At 68.8% G+C, this 18,134-nt stretch carries 18 protein-coding genes; 16 read left to right on the forward strand and 2 right to left on the reverse strand.

The window, feature by feature from the left end; translation table 11 throughout:
* Positions 1–7: 7 nt before the first annotated feature.
* From rpsK to pyrE, 12 genes are all read left to right on the forward strand, one after another.
* Positions 8–409 (forward strand): 30S ribosomal protein S11, encoded by a 402-nt coding sequence (gene rpsK / locus BN3001_RS07305; RefSeq protein WP_058271089.1) that lies wholly within the window; start codon positions 8–10, stop codon positions 407–409.
* A gap of 18 nt (positions 410–427) precedes the next feature.
* Complete coding sequence (rpsD, locus tag BN3001_RS07310) at positions 428–1,021, forward strand: 30S ribosomal protein S4 (protein WP_058271090.1); 594 nt, start codon at positions 428–430, stop codon at positions 1,019–1,021.
* Positions 1,022–1,045: 24 nt separating this feature from the next.
* Positions 1,046–1,987: a DNA-directed RNA polymerase subunit alpha gene (locus tag BN3001_RS07315; RefSeq protein WP_058271091.1), complete on the forward strand. Its 942-nt coding sequence runs from the start codon at positions 1,046–1,048 to the stop codon at positions 1,985–1,987.
* Positions 1,988–2,022: 35 nt separating this feature from the next.
* Positions 2,023–2,550, forward strand: a complete 528-nt coding sequence (gene rplQ / locus BN3001_RS07320) for a 50S ribosomal protein L17 (RefSeq protein WP_058271092.1) — start codon at positions 2,023–2,025, stop codon at positions 2,548–2,550.
* Between the two features lie 154 nt (positions 2,551–2,704).
* Positions 2,705–4,249, forward strand: coding sequence for an ABC transporter ATP-binding protein (locus BN3001_RS07325; protein ID WP_058271093.1), 1,545 nt, complete (start codon positions 2,705–2,707; stop codon positions 4,247–4,249).
* Positions 4,236–4,622: a CbiQ family ECF transporter T component gene (locus tag BN3001_RS08650; protein ID WP_058271094.1), complete on the forward strand. Its 387-nt coding sequence runs from the start codon at positions 4,236–4,238 to the stop codon at positions 4,620–4,622. Before BN3001_RS07325 ends, BN3001_RS08650 begins: the two co-directional genes overlap by 14 nt.
* A gap of 19 nt (positions 4,623–4,641) precedes the next feature.
* Positions 4,642–5,073, forward strand: coding sequence for an energy-coupling factor transporter transmembrane component T family protein (locus BN3001_RS08655; RefSeq protein WP_268872530.1), 432 nt, complete (start codon positions 4,642–4,644; stop codon positions 5,071–5,073).
* A gap of 140 nt (positions 5,074–5,213) precedes the next feature.
* Positions 5,214–5,819: a GNAT family N-acetyltransferase gene (locus BN3001_RS07340; RefSeq protein ID WP_058271096.1), complete on the forward strand. Its 606-nt coding sequence runs from the start codon at positions 5,214–5,216 to the stop codon at positions 5,817–5,819.
* Positions 5,816–6,643, forward strand: a complete 828-nt coding sequence (gene truA / locus BN3001_RS07345) for a tRNA pseudouridine(38-40) synthase TruA (RefSeq protein ID WP_235815079.1) — start codon at positions 5,816–5,818, stop codon at positions 6,641–6,643. The genes BN3001_RS07340 and truA overlap by 4 nt, the downstream gene beginning before the upstream one ends.
* A gap of 64 nt (positions 6,644–6,707) precedes the next feature.
* The gene (locus BN3001_RS07350) at positions 6,708–7,478 is read left to right on the forward strand and encodes a hypothetical protein (RefSeq protein WP_058271097.1); all 771 of its coding nucleotides are present in this window, start codon (positions 6,708–6,710) and stop codon (positions 7,476–7,478) included.
* Positions 7,479–7,715: 237 nt separating this feature from the next.
* Positions 7,716–8,786 (forward strand): glycosyltransferase family 2 protein, encoded by a 1,071-nt coding sequence (locus tag BN3001_RS07355; RefSeq protein ID WP_058271098.1) that lies wholly within the window; start codon positions 7,716–7,718, stop codon positions 8,784–8,786.
* Between the two features lie 61 nt (positions 8,787–8,847).
* Positions 8,848–9,486, forward strand: coding sequence for an orotate phosphoribosyltransferase (gene pyrE / locus BN3001_RS07360; protein ID WP_058271099.1), 639 nt, complete (start codon positions 8,848–8,850; stop codon positions 9,484–9,486).
* 80 nt (positions 9,487–9,566) lie between these two features.
* Here the strand turns inward: pyrE and gltA are convergent, their stop codons facing one another.
* Positions 9,567–10,976 (reverse strand): NADPH-dependent glutamate synthase, encoded by a 1,410-nt coding sequence (gltA, locus tag BN3001_RS07365; RefSeq protein ID WP_058271100.1) that lies wholly within the window; start codon positions 10,974–10,976, stop codon positions 9,567–9,569.
* Positions 10,964–11,806, reverse strand: a complete 843-nt coding sequence (locus BN3001_RS07370) for a sulfide/dihydroorotate dehydrogenase-like FAD/NAD-binding protein (RefSeq protein ID WP_058271101.1) — start codon at positions 11,804–11,806, stop codon at positions 10,964–10,966. Before BN3001_RS07370 ends, gltA begins: the two co-directional genes overlap by 13 nt.
* A gap of 343 nt (positions 11,807–12,149) precedes the next feature.
* Between BN3001_RS07370 and BN3001_RS07375 the strand changes: the two genes are divergently transcribed.
* The 4 genes from BN3001_RS07375 to BN3001_RS07390 all read left to right on the forward strand — a co-directional run bounded on the left by BN3001_RS07375 (position 12,150) and on the right by BN3001_RS07390 (position 18,008).
* Entirely contained in the window at positions 12,150–12,857 is a 708-nt protein-coding gene (locus BN3001_RS07375; RefSeq protein WP_148362971.1) for a hypothetical protein, read from the forward strand.
* Positions 12,858–12,934: 77 nt separating this feature from the next.
* Positions 12,935–14,707: a serine/threonine-protein kinase gene (locus BN3001_RS07380; protein WP_058271103.1), complete on the forward strand. Its 1,773-nt coding sequence runs from the start codon at positions 12,935–12,937 to the stop codon at positions 14,705–14,707.
* Positions 14,704–15,291, forward strand: a complete 588-nt coding sequence (locus BN3001_RS07385) for a hypothetical protein (protein WP_058271104.1) — start codon at positions 14,704–14,706, stop codon at positions 15,289–15,291. Before BN3001_RS07380 ends, BN3001_RS07385 begins: the two co-directional genes overlap by 4 nt.
* The gene (locus tag BN3001_RS07390) at positions 15,288–18,008 is read left to right on the forward strand and encodes a hypothetical protein (protein WP_058271105.1); all 2,721 of its coding nucleotides are present in this window, start codon (positions 15,288–15,290) and stop codon (positions 18,006–18,008) included. Before BN3001_RS07385 ends, BN3001_RS07390 begins: the two co-directional genes overlap by 4 nt.
* Positions 18,009–18,134: the final 126 nt, after the last annotated feature.

The raw sequence follows: 18,134 nt of genomic DNA on the forward strand, positions 1-18,134 counted from the left end.
GTAGACAATGCCGCAGAAGAAGAACCAGCACGCGACGCGCGTCCGTCGCGCCGAGCGCAAGAACATCGCCGTGGGCCAGGCCCACATCAAGAGCACGTTCAACAACACGATCATCTCCATCACCGACCCCCAGGGCAACGTCATCGCCTGGCAGTCCGGCGGCACCGTGGGCTTCAAGGGCTCCCGCAAGTCCACGCCCTTTGCCGCGCAGATCGCCGCGGAGGCGTGCGCCAAGGCCGCCATGGAGCATGGCCTTCGCAGGGTGGCCGTGTTCGTGAAGGGGCCCGGCTCCGGTCGTGAGACCGCCATTCGCTCCCTCCAGGCCGCCGGTCTCGAGGTGTCGGGCATCCAGGACAAGACCCCCATTCCGCACAACGGTTGCCGCCCGTGCAAGCGTCGTCGGGTGTAGCAAGGAAGGACAGTAGAAATGGCAGTTGATAGGACCCCTGTCCTCAAGAGGTGCCGCCAGCTTGGCATCGATCCCGTCGTCATGGGCATCAACAAGGAATCCAAGCGTCAGCTCCGCCGCCGTCGCCGCCAGGAGAGCGAGTACGGCGTCCAGCTGCGTGAGAAGCAGAAGGCCAAGTTCATCTACGGCGTGCTCGAGAAGCAGTTCCGCAGCTATTACCAGAAGGCCATGAAGACCGAGGGCATCACGGGCGACAACCTGATGAGCCTGCTCGAGAGCCGTCTCGACAACGTCGTCTTTCGTCTTGGCTTTGCCCGCACCCGCAAGGAGGCCCGCCAGACCGTCCGCCATGGTCACATCACCGTGAACGGCAGGCGCGTGGACATCCCCTCCTACCAGGTGAAGGCCGGCGACCTGGTCGCCATCTCCAACAAGGCCAAGGACCTTCTCCCCATCAAGGAGGCCATCGTCGCCTCCAACGGCAAGGCCGTTCCCGCCTGGCTTGAGGTTGACATCGAGAAGCTCCAGGGCACCGTGCTTCAGGTTCCCGTTCGCAACCAGATCGACCTTGACATTGACGCGCAGCTGATCGTCGAGCTCTACTCCAAGTAAGCGTCGATTGCAGGAGGATTTGCTATGTCAGAATTCATCCGTCCGGATGTCAAGGTCGAGGAGATTCACAGCGACCTCGCCCGCATCACCGCCGAGCCCCTCGAGCGCGGCTACGGCGAGACGCTGGGCAACTCGCTGCGCCGCGTCCTGCTCTCCTCCCTCGAGGGGGCCGCTGTCGAGGCCATCAAGATCGACGGCGTCCAGAAGGAGTTCGATACGGTCGAGGGCGTCTACGAGGACGTCACCGACATCGTCCTGAACGTCAAGGGCCTGGTCTTCAAGGGCAACGGCACGGCCGCGAGCGGCACCGCGACGATCAACGTCGAAGGTCCCTGCACCGTCACGGGCGGCGACTTCAAGATTCCGTCGCAGTTTGAGCTCGTGAACAAGGACCATGTCATCTGCACGCTGGGCGAGGGCGCGCACCTCTCCATGCAGATGCACGTCGGCACGGGTCGCGGCTACGTGGCCGGCACCGACAACGAGGGCAAGAACGACCCCATCGGCTACGTGTGCGTCGACTCGCTCTACTCGCCCGTCCGCCGCTGCGCCAAGCTCGTCGAGGCCTGCCGCGTCGGCCAGCGCAACGACTATGACCGTTTGGTCCTCGAGATCGAGACCAACGGCTCCATCTCGCCGCGCGACGCCGTCGTCGAGGCGGCCAATATCATCAACCAGCACATGAGCGCCTTCATGAGCCTCACGGCCGAGGAGGAGCCCCAGGAGGACGCATCCATCTTCGCGGACGACGTCGAGGAGGACAACACCGAGCTTGACAAGCAGATCGAGGATCTGGCCCTTTCGGTCCGCTCCTATAACTGCCTCAAGCGCGCCAACATCCACTCGGTGCGACAGCTTGTCGAGTTCTCTGAGAACGACCTGCTCAACATTCGCAACTTTGGCGTCAAGTCCATCGAGGAAGTCAAGGACAAGCTCGAGGAGATGGGCCTTGGCCTCAAGGCCTAAGGCACGTCGCTCGTTAACTGAGGAGTAGCTAGACCATGAGACACAACAAGAAGAGGGGTATGAAGCTCGGCACTGACGCGAGCCATACCAAGGCAATGAAGAAGAGCCTCGTCGCGTCGCTTCTGGCCCATGATCGCATCAAGACGCTCGAGTCGCGCGCCAAGGCCATCCGTCCCGACGTGGACCGCGTCATCACCTGGGCCAAGAGGGGCGACCTCCACTCCCGTCGCCTTGCCATCGCCAAGGTCGGTGACAAGGAGATCGTGCGCGAGGTCTTTGAGAAGGCCGCACAGGGCCTGTGGGCCGACCGTGACGGCGGCTACACGCGCATCATGAAGCTCGGTCCTCGCAAGGGCGACGCCGCCAAGGTCGTCATCATTGAGCTCGTGACCGAGGCCGTCCAGCCCAAGGCCGCCGCCAAGACCTCCGTCAAGAAGGTCGAAAAGGTCGCCGAGGCGCCGCAGGAGGCGCCCGCCGAGGCCGCGCAGGAGCCTGTCGAGGCGCCGCAGGAGGCGCCCGCCGAGGCCGAGGACGCCGAGCCCAAGGCCGAGGACGCCGAGTAGCTTCGGTTCTCTCGCGTGCATGACGTGTCGGGGAGGCTCGCGCTGCGGGCCTCCCTTCGTATGTCGGCCGCGTCTGTCTGCGGGACGTCACAAGGCGGCGTCGTGTCGTCCTGGCGCGCCGGGTCAGGCCATCCGGATGAGAGGGGAGTGGGCCATGCTGCACATGGAGCACGTCTTTGTCCGCCTCGGCGCCGGCGCCTGGACGGTCAGGGACCTGTCGCTGAAGCTTTCGGCCGGCCGACGCGTCGTGGTCGTGGGTCGCAGCGGCTCGGGCAAGTCCACGCTCGCGCGACTGGCGAGCGGCTCCTTGACGCCTCAGTCGGGAGTCGTCGCCCTTGAAAAGGGAGAGCGCGCCTGCCTGGTGCGGCAGGACCCCACGACGTCGTTCGTGAGCTCGCACGTGTGGGACGACGTGGCCTTTGGCCCTATGAACCTGGGCCTTGCCGAAGACGAGGTACGACGTCGCGTGGCGGCGTCACTTGATGCCGTGGGCGCAAAAGACTTGGCGAGGCGGACCGTCGGTGAGCTCTCCGGCGGGCAGCAGCAGCTCGTCGCCCTGGCGGGAGCGCTTGCGATGAGTCCGTCGTTTCTTGTCGCGGACGAGGTCACGGCGCAGCTCGACCTTCGCGCGCGTCGGCAGCTTCGCGGCGTCTTGGACGCGCTTTGTGCGCGGGGCATGGGCATCTTTGAGGTAACGCATCGGCCCGAGGAGGTTCTTGGGGCGCATCGGGTGCTCGTGCTGAAGGAAGGCGCGCTCGCGTGGGAGGGAACGCCCGACGAGCTCTTCTCCGCGCGCGGTGCGCGGGCGCGTGAGATCGCCGGCCTCGTGGGCCTGCGGGCGCGTCTGCTCGCCGGTGAGGAGCCGCCCTCGGCGTACTTTCTGAAGCCGCTCGTGGACGACACGCCGCGTGCGTCGCCAGGGCCTGTTGGCGAGTGTGCGTCTGGTCAGGGCCTTGAGCTGAGGCATGTGAGCCTTTGGTACGACGACGCGCGCCGTCCTCCTGCGGCGCCCGCCCTTCGCGACGTCGAGCTCACGGCCCGGCGCGGGCGCGTCACGCTGCTCGTGGGCCCGTCGGGCGCCGGCAAGACCACCTGCGCTCTGGTGGCGGCGGGCCTGGCGAAGCCTGACGAGGGATCGGTGCGCCTGGCGGGAAGGCACGTGCGCCCGAGTGACGTGGGCCTTGCCTTCCAGAGGCCCGCAGACCAGCTCTTTGCCGACAGCGTCAGGCAGGACGTCATGTACGGCCCTCTCAATCGCGGCATGGGGCAGGACGAGGCGCATCGGCGGGCCGTCTTGGCCTTGAGGGACCTTGGCGTCGCGGAGGAGCTCTGGGACAGGTCCCCCCTTTTGCTCTCGGGCGGCGAGGCGCGTCGGGCGGCTCTCGCGGGCATCGTGGCCCTAAGGCCTGGCGCCTACGTGCTCGACGAGCCTACGGCGGGACTTGACGGCCATGCCGCGCAGGCCGTCATGGATCTGGCGAACCTGCTGGCTCGTCGCGGCGCCGCCGTCGTCGTGATAACGCACGAGGTGGCGGAGTGGCTGAATCGCGCCGCGACGGTCTGCGTGCTGAGCGCGGGCACGGTGGTGTGGTCGGGCTCGCCCGAGGCGCTTGTCAGGGACCCCGCCCTCGCCGCCGCCGCGGGACTTGACCTTCCCCGTGACCTAAGGAAGGCGGAGGTTGACGATGGGGCTTTCTAGGTCGTTCTCCCTGGGGTCCCATCTGAGGAATTCCTGCTGGCTTCATGAGGTGGACGCCCGCGCCAAGATGCTCGCGCTCGTCTCGCTGAGCCTGGCGACCCTACTGGCCTCAAGGGACGTCGCGCTGGGGCTGTTGGGGGCGCTTGCCCTTGCCGCCGTCGCAAGCTGTCGCGTGCCCCTCTGCGCGGCCCTGCGCGCCCTGAGGCCGGCCCTGCTGGTGCTCGTGCTGGTCATGCTGGGTCATGCGCTGGTCGTGGACGGCAGCTACGACCTCAGGCTTCTGGGCACCTGCGGCGTGCGCGGGAGAGCGTCGTGTAGGGCAAGAGGGCAGAGATGGGGGGCATGTATGGTATACACATCGAGAGAGGTGTAGGAAACAGCTGCGCATCTGCCTGCTGGTGACGTGGGTCTCGCTCGTGAGCGCCACCACGACCTCTCCCCAGCTCGCCCGCGCCCTGGGATGGACGCTGAGGCCGCTGCTCTCATGGGGCGTGCCCGTGGGCGCCGTGACCACCACCGTGTCGATAGCCCTGCGCTTCATCCCGGAGGTCATCGAGGAGTTCGACCGCATACGCCTCGCCCAGATCGCGCGCGGGGCGCGCTTCGACGACCGACGTGTGTCACGACGGCTCAGGTCGTACGCGGCGGTGCTGGTGCCGTTGGTGGCATCCCTGTTCGGACGGTCCGACCAGCTGGCGGAGGCCATGCGCGACCGTGGCTTCACGGGAGGGGGAACCCTCATGTCCCCGCCTCGTCTTGAGGCACGCGACCTCATGGTCATGCTGACGAGCGTGGCTGTGCCCGTGCTGGTCGTTCTCATGTAGGGGGCGCCCGGGCGGCCTGCACGGCGGGCGCGGGCGCGTCTTGCGTCCGTCTGGCCTCAGGCGTCTCAGTCGGGCACAATGACGCTACACTAGCAGGCACGAGGACTGCCCGCCTCACGGCGGACGGACGGGGAGGGTGGATGGCGGACGAGGTGACCATACGCAGGGCGACGCCGCATGACGCGGCAGCCTGCCGCGCGGTCTACGCCCCCTACGTCGAGCGCACGGCCGTCAGCTTTGAATGGGAGACTCCCTCGACGGAGACGTTTCGCGCGCGGATGGAGCGGACCTGCGCCTTGGGCCACCCCTATCTGGTGGCAACGCGCGCGGGACGCGTCCTGGGCTATGCCTGCACGGGCCCCTTCGTGGGGCGCTCCGCCTATGGGTGGTCGGCCGAGACCACCATCTACCTTGCTCGCGAGGAGCGGGGCCAGGGCCTGGGGGGCCGTCTCTACCGGGCCCTGGAGGAGACGTCGCGCCTGCGAGGCATCCTCGACCTCAACGCCTGCATAGGCTATGCGCCCGTGGAGGACGAGTATCTGACCAACGCCAGCCTCCGCTTTCACGAGCGGCAGGGCTATGGGCTCGTGGGGACCTTCCATGACAGCGGTCACAAGTTTGGCCGCTGGTATGACATGGTCTGGATGGGAAAGCCCCTCGGGGACCATGTGGCGAGACCCGCGCCCCCGCGTCGCTGCGACGAGCTGACGGCAGGGGAGTGGCAGGCGGCGGGGGTGAGCCTGTGACGGATGCGGCGACGCGACGCTCCACGCTCGTGATCATGGTGGGGTACCGAGGGGAGGGCTTCTCGGGCATGGCGGAGCAGCCGGGACGGCGCACCGTGCTGGGGGAGCTGCGTCGGGCCCTTGAGGTCGTCCTGCGACGCGAGGTGGAGCTTGACGCCGCCGGTCGCACCGACGCGGGCGTCCACGCCCTGGGCCAGTACGTCAGCTTGCCCCTCAGGGGCCCCGAGTGCCAGCTCAGCGGCAGGCGCATGCACGCCTCGCTCGTGGCGCTCACGCCCGACGACCTGTCGGTCCGCGCCCTCTATCGTGCCGAGGCGGGCTTCTCCGCCCGCTTTGACGCCACGAGCCGTCACTATCGCTACCGCATCGCCTGTGGCGCCGCGCGTCCCGTCATGGCCTGGGATCACGCCTGGTGGCTTCGCTCCCAGCCCCGGCTGGACGTGGCGGCGATGGACCGGGCGGCGCGCTGCCTGGTGGGTGAGCACGACTTCGCGAGCTTCTGCAAGGCCTCCTCGGCCCAGCTCATCCGACATGACGGGCGCTCGACGTGCAGGAACGTCCAGAGGGTTCGGGTGTCGCAGGACAACGAGGCGGGCGAGCCGCTCGTGACGGTCGAGGTGGACGGCAACGCCTTCCTGCATAACATGGTGCGCATCGTGGTCGGCAGCCTCGTGGAGGTCGGCAGCGGCAGACGTGACGTCTCGTGGGTGCGCGCCGCGCTCGACGCCTGCGACCGTCGTGCGGCGGGTCCCACGGCGCCGGCGCGCGGGCTGTGCCTTGAGGGCGTCGACTATCCCGCGGGGGCCCTGCTGCCGTGGGACTGAGGATGGCGCCCGGGTCGGGATGCGGCGGTCGGGACGCGACCGGCGACGAGGAGGGGACAGACGCATGGGGCTGAGAAGACGACAACGGCAGAGCTTTGAGCGCAGTGACGTTCTCGACCTGGGCCCGCAGCGCAACCGCGTCGCGGTGGCCATACTTGTCGTGGTCGCCGTGGCGCTGGCGGTGACCCTCGTGCTGCTGTGGCGGTGCGCCCGCGCGCACGGCAGGTCGGGAGACGACGGGCTCATAAGCTCCGTCGGGGCCCAGGAGGTGGAGCCCGTCTCGGCCGAGGGCGTCATGGCCTCCTCGGACTCCTTCACGAACCTGCTGCTGGTCACCGTCGACGACGTCTCGTCATCCGCGCCCGCGCTCCAGAAGGTGCAGATCCTGTCCCTTGACGCCACGCGTCGCACCGGGGTCCTGTCCGCCCTGCCGCTTGACGCCGCGCTGACGACCTCGCCCGACGCCACGATACGATCGTGCTTTGGCGAGGGGGGCGCCGCCGCGCTCGTGCCGGCCGTCGCCGCCGCCACGCAGGTGCGGCTCGACCATGTGATCGTCGCCGCCGACTCCCTGTGGGACAGGCTCAGGGGGCTGCGCGGATCGGGCGTGACGTCGCTGCTGGGCTCGGGTGCGGAGCTGCTCAGCTCGCTGGAGACGGACATGGGGTCGAGCGAGCTTCTGGGCGTGGTGGAGCAGATTCAGTCCGTAGGCGTCTCCAGGCTCTCGCAGGCCGAGGCGCCCACGACCCAGGAGGAGGAGTCGGGAGCCACCCTGACGAGGATTGATGCCGCGGGTCTGGGGCTGCAGCTGGGGACGCTCGTCGCGCGCGACTGACGCAGGCCACGCGCGTCGTTTCGCCGTGGGCGCGCAGGCGCCGCCGCGAACGTCCGCGGGCCGGCGTCTTGTGCACTTTGTTGGATTCGCTCGCTCATCATAGGGCGTCCACAACGTCCGAGCCGGTCTAGGTGATAATGTCCTCGGCGGCACCGCCGCCCGTCGCGCCCCCCGACGCCCGTCGTCGGTGCGAATGCGGGCGCCCGTATTGGCCCTTTGGTCTGGAGACGTTACGGCATGTCCCCCACGCAGCCCAAGATATCCGTCATCATGCCGGCGTACAACGTCGCCGCCTATGTCGGCAGGGCCGTCGAGAGCCTCCAGCATCAGACGTTCGAGGACTTTGAGCTTTTGGCGGTGGACGACGGGTCCCAGGACCGTACGGGGGCCATCCTTGACTCCTTCGCCGCGCGCGACATCCGCATCACGGTCATCCACCAGGAAAACGCCGGCGCACCGGCCGCGCGCAACGCGGCGCTCGACCGCGCCGCCGGCACGTACGTCATGTTCTTTGACGCCGACGACTGGGCCGAGCCCACGATGCTGGCAACGATGTATGAGTTTGGCGTGCGCAACCGCCTCGAGCTGGTGGTGTCCGGGTTCTACATCGACACCTACTTCGGGTCCGACGACCGGCACGACAGCGAGGTCAAAAGCTGCGAGGACGCCGTCTTTGCCACCCAGGCGGACTTCAGGCGCGCGGCCTGGCGGCTCTTTGACAACAACCAGCTCTATCCGCCCTGGAACAAGCTCTTCCTTCGCAGGCGCATCGAGGACCTGGGCCTGCGCTTCAGGGCCACCTTCTGGGACGACTTTCCCTTCGTGCTCGACTTCATCCGTGACGTCGAGCGGGTGGGCGTCATGTCGCAGCCGTTCTACCACTTCATCCGGCAGCGCTCGGAGTCCGAGACGGCACGCTGGCGCCCGGACATGTACGAGAAGCGCGAGGAGGAGCACGGGTGGATGCTCGACCTCTATCGGCATTGGGGCCTGGACGGCGACGCCGCCAGCATGGAGATGGTCCAGCGTCGCTACATCGAGCGTCTGGTGGGCTGCATAGAGAACGTCTGCAACCCTCTCTGCGAGCTCTCGCGCGCACAGAAGCTCGCTGAGATCAAAAACATGATCTCCACCGAGCGGGCACGGGTGGCCGTGGAGGTGGCGCGTCCGCGCAGCAGGATGATGCAGGCGATGCTGGCGCCCATCAAGGCCCGGCACGTCGGCCTCTGCTACCAGGAGGGCAACTTCATCTCGTTCGTGAAGCGGCATAACGGCAGGCTCTTTGCCACGCTCAAGGCGCGGCGCTAGCAAGGTCACGACGGTATTCGGGACGGGGCCGGCGCCGACGCGTCCCGACGAAGGAGGCATCATGGCATCAAGCCAAGACATCGCCCGCGCGCTTCTGTCCGTGAGGGCGGTGTTCCTACGTCCCGACGAGCCGTTTACCTGGGCGTCGGGCATCAAGAGCCCCATCTACTGCGACAACCGCCTCACGCTGAGCCACCCCGAGGTGCGCACGCTCATCGACGAGGCGCTCGCGCAGGTGGCCAAGGAGTGCCACCCCACGCTCCAGATGCTCATGGGAACCTCCACGGCCGGCATCGCCCACGCCGCCATCGCCGCCGACCGCCTGGGCGTGCCCATGGGCTACGTGCGCGGGTCGGCCAAGGACCATGGCCGTAAGAACCAGATAGAGGGACGGCTCGAGCGGGGCGAGAGGGTCGTGGTCGTTGAGGACCTCATCTCCACGGGCGGCAGCGTGCTTGACTGCGTGGAGCCGCTGCGCACGGCGGGCGCCGAGGTGCTGGGCGTCGTGAGCATCTTCACCTACGGCATGCGCCGCGCCGCCGAGCGCCTCGCGGCGGCCCAGGTGACCAACCACAGCCTCTGTGACCTTGACACTCTCGTGGACGTGGCAGTGGCGGAGGGCTACCTCGCCGCGGGCGACAGGCCGCGCCTGCTGGCCTTCAGGGACGATCCGGCAGACGAGAGCTGGATACGCCGCTAGGGATGCGCCGCCACGTCTAAGCCCCCCGGCACCGTGAGATGCCGGGGGGCTGTCTTGCGTCACTGCCGCGCGTGAGGGCGCTACTCCTGGCCCAGCAGCACCTTGGTCATGCTCGCGGCGGCCTTCTTGCCGGCACCCATGGCCAGGATGACCGTGGCCGCGCCGGTGACGATGTCGCCGCCGGCCCAGATCCGGGGGTTGGAGGTGCGACCGTCCTCGTCGGCGTCGATGTAGCCCCACTTGTTGAGCTGCATGCCGCCGATGAGCCGGGCAAACGGGTTGGCGTTGGTGCCGATGGCCGAGATGGCGACGTCGCAGGCAATCTCCTCGACGGCCCCCTCGACGGGCACGGGACGGCGGCGCCCCGACTCGTCGGGCTCTCCCAGCTCCATCTTCTGGACGCGGGCCGCGCAGACGTTGCCGTCCTCGCCGGCCAAAAACTCAAGGGGCGAGACGAGAGGCATGACCTCGACGCCCTCCGCCTTGGCGTGATGAAGCTCGGCGCGACGCGCGGGCATCTCGTCCTCGGTGCGGCGATAGGCGATGATGGCGCGCTCGGCCCCCAGGCGCTTGGCGGTGCGCACGGCGTCCATGGCCACGTTGCCGCCGCCAAAGACGATGACGTTCTTGCCATGCTTGGTGGGCGTGTCATAGGCGGGGAACTCGTTGGCCCTCATGAGGTTGACGCGCGTGAGGTACTCGTTGGCGAAGAAGACGTTGGGGAGGTTCTCCCCGGGGATGTTGAGGAACTTGGGAAGCCCGGCGCCCGTCGCCACGTAGATGGCGTCGAAGCCCTTCTCGCCCAGCAGCTCGTCGGCGTCGGCCAAACGTCCCATGACGCTGTTGTACTCAAACGTGACGCCCAGGTCCTTGAGGCCGTCGATCTCGCGCCTCACGACGGCCTTGGGCAGGCGGAACTCGGGGATGCCGTACACGAGCACGCCGCCGCCCGTGAAGAACGCCTCGTACACGGTCACGTCAAAGCCGTTGCGCGCCAGCTCGCCGGCGCAGGCGATGCCGGAGGGGCCGGAGCCGATGACGGCGACCTTCAGGCCGTTCTTGGGGGACACCTTCGTGGGGCTGGCAAGCTCGGGGCGGTCGCCCAGGAAGCGCTCGAGCTGGCCGACGGCCACCGGGTCGCCCTTCTTGCCGCGGACGCAGACGCCCTCGCACTGGTTCTCCTGGGGGCAGACGCGCCCGCAGACGGCGGGCAGCATCGAGGACTCGTGGATGATGTCCAGGCCCTCGCCGAACTTGCGGTCGTAGATCTTCTCGATGAAGGCGGGGATGTCGATGTTGACGGGGCAGCCCTCGACGCAGAGGGGCTTCTTGCATCTGAGGCAGCGCGCGGCCTCGGCCACGGCCATGTCCTCGGTGAAGCCCTTGTCGACGGGACGGAAGTCACGGGCGCGCTCGTCGGCGGGCTCCTCGTTGTCGGCGGTGCGCGGCGACTTCATGTCCGCGACCCAACGACCCTTTATCTCTGGCATGCGCAGTTCGCCTCCTCGTAAGCCTTGAGGGCCTGGCCCTCCTCGGTGCGGTATGCGGCCTGACGGGCCCGCAGGTCGTTCCAGTCAACCTTCGTCGCGTCAAAGTCGGGGCCGTCGACGCAGGCGAACTTCGTCTGGCCGCCCACCTCCACGCGGCAGCAGCCGCACATGCCGGTACCGTCGACCATGATGGGGTTGAGCGACGCGACGATGGGGATGTCGTACTTCTGGGCGGTGAGCGCGGAGAACTTCATCATGGGCACGGGGCCGACGCAGAAGACGTGGTCGACCTTGCCCTCCTTCAGCAGGCGCTCGAGCGGGGCGGTGACGACGCCCTTCTCGCCGTAGGAGCCATCGTCCGTGGTGACGTGGACGTGCTCGTCGTCAAGGACCTCGCGGAACTGGTCCTCGAGCAGCAGGAGGTCCTTGGTGCGGGCGCCCATGATGGCGTGGACCTCACGGCCTGCGGCGACGAATTGGCGGGCGACGGGAAAGGCGATGGCCAGCCCCACGCCGCCCCCGATGACGGCCCACCTGCCCTGACCCATCTCGGTGGGGTGCCCCAGCGGGCCCGTGACGTCCTGGATGCAGTCGCCGACCTCCATGGCCGCGAGCATCGTGGTGGTCTTGCCGATGACCATGAAGATGAACTCGACCCAGCCTTCGTCGACGCTCCAGTCGGCGAAGGTGAAGGGGACGCGCTCGCCCGACTCGTTGGCGCGAATCATGAGGAACTGGCCCGCATGCGCGTGCTTGGCCATCTCCGGCGCCTCGACGCGAAACTTGAACACCTTCTCGGAGAATTGCGTCTTTTCGAGGATTTTATACATTACCCTAGCTCCTCTCCCAACGGTCTTTCCTCTCTCTTCTGCCCCTTAGGGGCGTCCCGCCCCTGCGGGACGCGCGCCTGCGACGGCACATACCAGCCTCATTTTACTATGACGGCCAGAGAGGCGCGGGACGATCGACGCTTTTACACGGCATATGACGACGGGAATGTCCGTGACGGCCGGTGCCGCCCATGGCATGTGGCGACCCTGCCGCTTGCCGGAGCTTGCCGAGAGCTTTCACGGCCCTCATGGGCAACTGATATTTCCCTGACGTGCGTCACCTACAGTGGGCCAGGAACATGGCTCCTGGGCGGGCTCATTGGCGACGGCGGAGGTTCACACGATGCACGAGACGTACGAGGCGCAGGTTGACTTTGAGGGATTTCGCGAGCTGTACCTGGCTCAGCACGGGGGCTACCTCAAGAGGCTGTTCGCGCTGGCGGGCGGCCTGTGCCTGCTCGTCTCCCTCCTGTGCTGGGTCATCGTCATCGGCGAGCCGGACCCCGTCGCGACCCTCATCGCCCTTGGCTTCACGGCCCTGACGATCGCCTGCATCGCGGGGGCCGTCCACCCCATGGTGGCGTTCTTTACGCGCAAGGGGGTCGTGTACGACTGGTTCGCGTCGCACGGCCGCCCCAGCCCCTCCGACACCCGCCTGCAGGACCTGCGCACCTCCTATCAGGTGAGCCTTGAGGACGAGGGCTTCCAGGAGCGTGCCACCGGGTCAAGCAGCCGCATTCCCTGGTTTGCCCTCAAACCCAGGCCCATCAAGGGAAGGCGGGGCACCTACTTTGCGCGCGCCAACGGCAAGGAGGGCTCGGTGGCCTACAACCTCATCGGCATCAACTGGGCCTTCAGGGACGAGAGCGTGGAGGGCGTCCTCTTCGTGCCCGCTGCGGTGAGCGCCGCGCATCCTGGCCTGGTGGAGGCCATCGAGGGCAAGATCAACGACGGCCGCGCGCGCTTCCGCGGCAGGGGCGCCCGCACGGCCCGCCCGTCGGACCAGGCGACCGTGGACTGGATGCGCGGGACGCCGCAGGACCGTCCCTAAACGACCGCCCCCAAGCATGCCGGCCGTCTGCCGGCCGACACCGTCTATCGACGTTCAAAGGAGAAAGCGCTGTGGCGATGCCCGCAGGACAGGAATCGCAACGGGCCGAAGAGGAGTCGGCGACCGACGGCCACCGGCTGGTGGGCGGGCGCTACCAGCTGCTCACGAAGATCGGCGAGGGCGGCATGTCCGTCGTCTACCTGGCGCTCGACAAGGTGCTCAACAAGGAGTGGGCGGCCAAGGAGATTCGCCACGTGGACGACCCCGTCCAGAGGGAGCTGGTCGTCAAGGGCATCGTGACCGAGGCCAACATGATCAAGCGCTTCGACCACCCCGCCATCCCACGCATCGTGGACATCATCGACGACGCGGGCACGCTCTACGTCATCCTGGACTACGTGGAGGGGCGGACGCTCGCCGAGATTCTCGAGAAGGGCGGCCCCCAGGCCGAGGACGCCGTCGCCAACTGGGCCATCCAGCTCTGTGACGTCCTGCAGTATCTGCACCGGCTCGACCCGCCCGTCATCTATCGTGACATGAAGCCCTCCAACGTGATGCTCAAATCCAACGGCCTCGTCGAGCTCATAGACTTTGGCATCTCGGGCGAGCTCGCCGGCGCCGACGAGCATCCTGGCGAGCAGGATGACGCGGTGCGGCTGGGGACGCGCGGCTTTGCCCCGCCCGAGCAGTACGAGGGCGGGCGGGGGACCGACTCCCGCTCGGACGTGTATGCGCTGGGCGCCACGATGTACTGCCTCCTCACGGGCAAGAGCCCAAGCGACTATGCCGACGCGACGCCGCCGCTGCGCCAGGTGCGCCCGGAGCTCTCCGAGGGCATGGAGAAGGTCGTCGCCAAGGCCATGCAGGCCGATCCCGACGACCGCTACCCCGACTGCGCCGAGATGGCCTACGCCATCGAGCACCGCGGCGAACGCGAGCGTCAGGAGCGTGCCAAGATGCTGCGCACCTGGCGCGGCTTCATAGGGCTCGCCGCCGCGTCGCTGGCGTCGCTCGTGCTGGGCGTGAGCGCCACCATCGGCAGGATCGTGGTGACGGACGGCGACTACAACCACTGGATGCAGGTGGGGGAGCAGAGCGCCAGCGTCAGCGAGGCGACGGCGGCCTACCGGCGGGCGGCGCAGGTCAAGCCCGGCGAGGTGGGACCCTACCTGGGGATGGTCAGCCGCTATCAGGAGGACCAGACCTTCTCGCGCGTTGAGGAGGAGGAGTTCAGGTCCACGATCCTGCCCAACCTCGAGCAGGTCAGCTCCTCGGGTCGCTATGCCGAGCTCGCCTTTGCCGTGGGCAAGCTCTATTGGTACGAGTACGGCGTCGATGCTGCCGAGGTCGCCGAGCCCGGTCGGGAGACCCAGATCGCGGGGCGCTCCGCCCGCATACGCGCCGCGGCGCAGTGGATGGACGCGGCGGCGCGCGACCAGTCGTTCGCCGAGCATGACGCCGCCCAGGTGTACAGCTCCATCGCGTCGTTCAACACGGACATCGTGCCAAGCATCAACGAGGGCTCCGACCTGGGCAGCTATGCGCCGTACTTCCAGACGCTCAGGGACCTCGTGAGCTTTGTCTCAGACGAGTCAAACGACGTCATGCGCCTGGACGTCGCGAACCTGACGCTTGACGCGCTCTCCACCTACCCGCGCAAGTTCAGGGCTGACGGCGTCTCCAAGCAGGACATCCTTGACCTCGCGCACGACGCCGCCACCCTGGCGCGCGAGAGCGGGTCCACGACGAGCCTCCTCGACCACGAGCGAGCGCGGGCCCTGGGAACGGCGGACGAGATGGGGCCCATCGTGGAGGACGCCTTCATTGACGCGAGGACGGTGAGGCAATGAGCGCCGAGACGCTGGGGCTGATCGAGGCCGCCGGGTACGCCCTGGCAATCGTGTTGGCGGTGAGCTGTGCCGTCTACCATCGCCTCCGTCACGTGAGCGAGGTCCGTCGCTATCTGACGGGCGAGACGGCGCGCTCCGCGATAGAGGACCTGCGCTCCGGCGCCGTCATGCGCATGACCTCCGGCGCCCAGGCTCGCCTTGGCACGCAGGCCGAGGGACTGGGGCAGGACAGCGGCAGCCTTCACGTGCGGTCCCTTGCACGCGGCGCGCACGAGGATGGGCGCGACGCCCCCGGCTCGGCGACGCGCGTGGTCGTGGCGGACGAGGCGCTCACGACCCTTCTTTCCGAAGGTCCCTCAGACGGCGGGCGGGAGCCTGGCGACGCCCCCATGACGACGCCGCTGGGCGCCGACGCCCCCTGTTTGCCCACGCGCGGCGCATCTGACGACGACGTGGCGCCCTGCGCGCCGGAGGCGATGACGACGCGGCTCGCGACACCCAAGACGCCCGCCGAGGCGCCGGGGCACGACCGGCACGACGAGGCCATGACCACGCCGCTTGGTGACAGAAAGAGTGAGCGATGAGCGTGAACGAGCATTCCCAGGGGTCCCCTGTTGGCATCCCGCGCCTGCCTCGGGCGCTGCGCGCCGTGACCGTCTCGGTCACGCTGGGCGCCCTCGTGTGGTCCCCCCTCGTCGCTGCGGCCTCCCCGGCGCTCGCCGCGTCGCCTGCGGCCAAGGGTGTGGACGCCACGACTCCCGCGGACGAGGCGGCGACCCTACCGGTGATTCCCGTGGCCGCGCCCGCGACCCCCGTCGTCCCGGCGACCCCCGCCCCCGCCACGCCCGCGGAGGATCCCGGGCAGGTTCGGCCGTCGTTTGGCGTTGACGGCGCGCGCGTGCGCGCCGTGCCCTACGGCGTCAACCTCGCCGACTGGCTCAACGCCCAGGACGACCTGTACCTTGACGGGAGCCTGTCGGGCGCCTCCCCGCACATGCGGGCCGTCGACGTCGCGTGGCGCTACTTCTTCGCCAGGGGGCCCCTCACCCTGGCCCCCACGCTTGCCGCCTACCCCGTCGCGATGCCGGGCGTGACTCCCTCGTCATGCCTCGCCTGGGAGTCTCCCACTACCGCGTCGCTCCCCGACCTGTCCGGCCTCGACGCCGTCGTGGCCCTGCCCGCGCCGCCCTCGTCGGCGGCCGACGTGGCGGCGGCGCCTCCCCAGGTCCTGGGGATGCTGCGCGTGATCCGGCCCGACGGCTCTTCTCATGAGCCCGTCGTCACCGGGAGCCTCGAGGACGGCAACCTCAAGCTCTGGCTCTGCGGCCAGGACCAGGAGGGGGGCTCCGCCCGTCTGGCCCCCCAATGGGCACCGGGTGTGGCGGATGAGCTCTCGTCCTCCTATGCACTCGAGTCGGACGGCTCGCTCGTCGCGGCGGCGCCCGCTGACGGGCTTCCCGTGACGGGCGCCACATCGTGCTTCGTGAAGATCGGCCATGTGCCCGACCCGGTGGGCGACGTCACGTACTGGGAGGGACAGCTGCTGCGCGTGGACCTTGCCAGCGACAGGCTCGCGCCAGAGCTCGACCGGGCGACGGCGACGCTGACCAAGGCTGACGGCGGCGCGCTTACGGCCCCCTCGGCCCCGGGTCCCTTGGTGGTGGGCGCGCAGGGCGTCATCCTCACCGTGCCCGTGCGCGAGGCCGCCCCGACGCTTCCCGGTGACGTCGCGTCGGGACTGGACGCCTCGAAGGTGCGCCTGGACCTTGCGGGCAGGAGCCTCGAGCCTCGGTCCGTGACGAATGACGGAAAGGCGGTCTTCGTCCTGTCCGCAGACACGATCGGCACGGGCGAGACGCGCCTTGACACCGCTCGCATCCGTGCGTCCGACGTCGCCGGCAACGAGTCGAGCGCGCCTGTCAGCGAGCTTGCGGCCGTGAGCGCGCTCAAGGCGACCACGCTGCGCGTCATGGACGACAGCCGGCCCACCTGCACGCTGGCGGCCAAGGACCGCAGGGGCAGAACGGTGGCCGACGGCGGCGCCACCGAGCTCGAGCCCGTCTTGACGCGGCTGGTCATCCATGACCCCAACCTGGCCGAGCTGCGCAAGGACGGCACCTGGCGGGCCAGCGGCTCCCTCAAGGTGACCGTGGACGGCGTCGAGCGCGTCGTTGACCCCGCCAGGCTGCGGCGCGTCGCGGGCGATGACGACTCGTTCTACCTTGACCTCGACCGCCTGCGGACTGAGGGCAAACACACGGTGAGCGTGAGCTACGTGGGCGCGAGCGTCCTTCACGCCAACCTGAGGCCCCAGTCCGCCCAGGCGAACCTCTCGTTCACGATCGACCTGCACCCGCCCGTCGCCTCCGGCCTCCGCGTGGAGGGCGGCGTGGACGCGACTTCCGTCGCCGCCGTGCCGGACGTGGGGAAGGTGCTGGTGGGGGGCGAACGCAGGCTCTACGTCACCGTGACTGACGAGACGGCGGGAGGTCCCAGCCCCTCGGGCGTGAAGTCCGTCAGGGCCACCCTCGTGCGGCATGAGCGTCCCGGCGACGCCGGCATGCCGGTTGACCTCGGCAGGCTGCCCAAAAGGAAGGGCGAGTTCGAGCTTGACCTGTCAAGCCCGGGCCGCTATGACCTCAAGGACGTCGTCCTGACGCTCGAGGATTGGGCGGGAAACCGCTCGACGGTCCCCCTGTCGACGGTGAGCACGCAGCAGGGAGGGCCGCTCGACTTGGCGGCCGTGCTGGTGGACGCGCGGCGTCGCGCGTCGCTCGTCGTCCTGCCCGGCGAGGCCGGTCCCGTGCTCAACGACCAGTTCTACCCTGCGGACTCCCTCGTCGCCCTGGACGTGGTCGACCTCTGGCTCGGCTACGTGGCGCTCATGCCCTCCTTCCCGGCGACCTTCACGGGAACGCACGTCACGGCGTCCGGCACGAGCGACCTCGCGCCGAGCGTCCTGTCCCTGACGCCCCGCCAGGTCGCCCCTGACGCGTTTCGGCTTGACTTGGGGCTTCCTCGCACGGACGGCAGGCTGGCCGACGGCTGGTACCGCATCGACTGTTCGTGTCTGCCCGACGTCTGGGGCGACGTCCCCACGCTGAGCTTTGGCGTTGACACCACGGCGCCCCAGCTCACCGCCGCCACCGTGGCGCGCGACGGCTCCGTTGTGGCCCCCCTGCCCGACGGGCGCTCGGTCCTGGTGGGCGGCACGCGCCGGATTCGCGTGCGGGTGCAGGACCTCCTTGCCCAGGAGGCCCAGAAACCCCACGCGTGTCGTACGCACCCTGGTCCGTGCTGAGGATCCTCACGCCGTCCTTGTAGGGAAAGGCGACGGCGCACAGCGGGCTCAAGGACCAGGCGCGCCCCCCCCCCCCCCCCTCCACCCCGCCCGCCCCCCCGCCCCCCGCCCCCGCCCCGCCGGCGC

The sequence above is a fragment of the Olsenella massiliensis genome (assembly GCF_001457795.1).
GTDB classification, from domain to species: Bacteria; Actinomycetota; Coriobacteriia; order Coriobacteriales; family Atopobiaceae; genus Olsenella_F; species Olsenella_F massiliensis.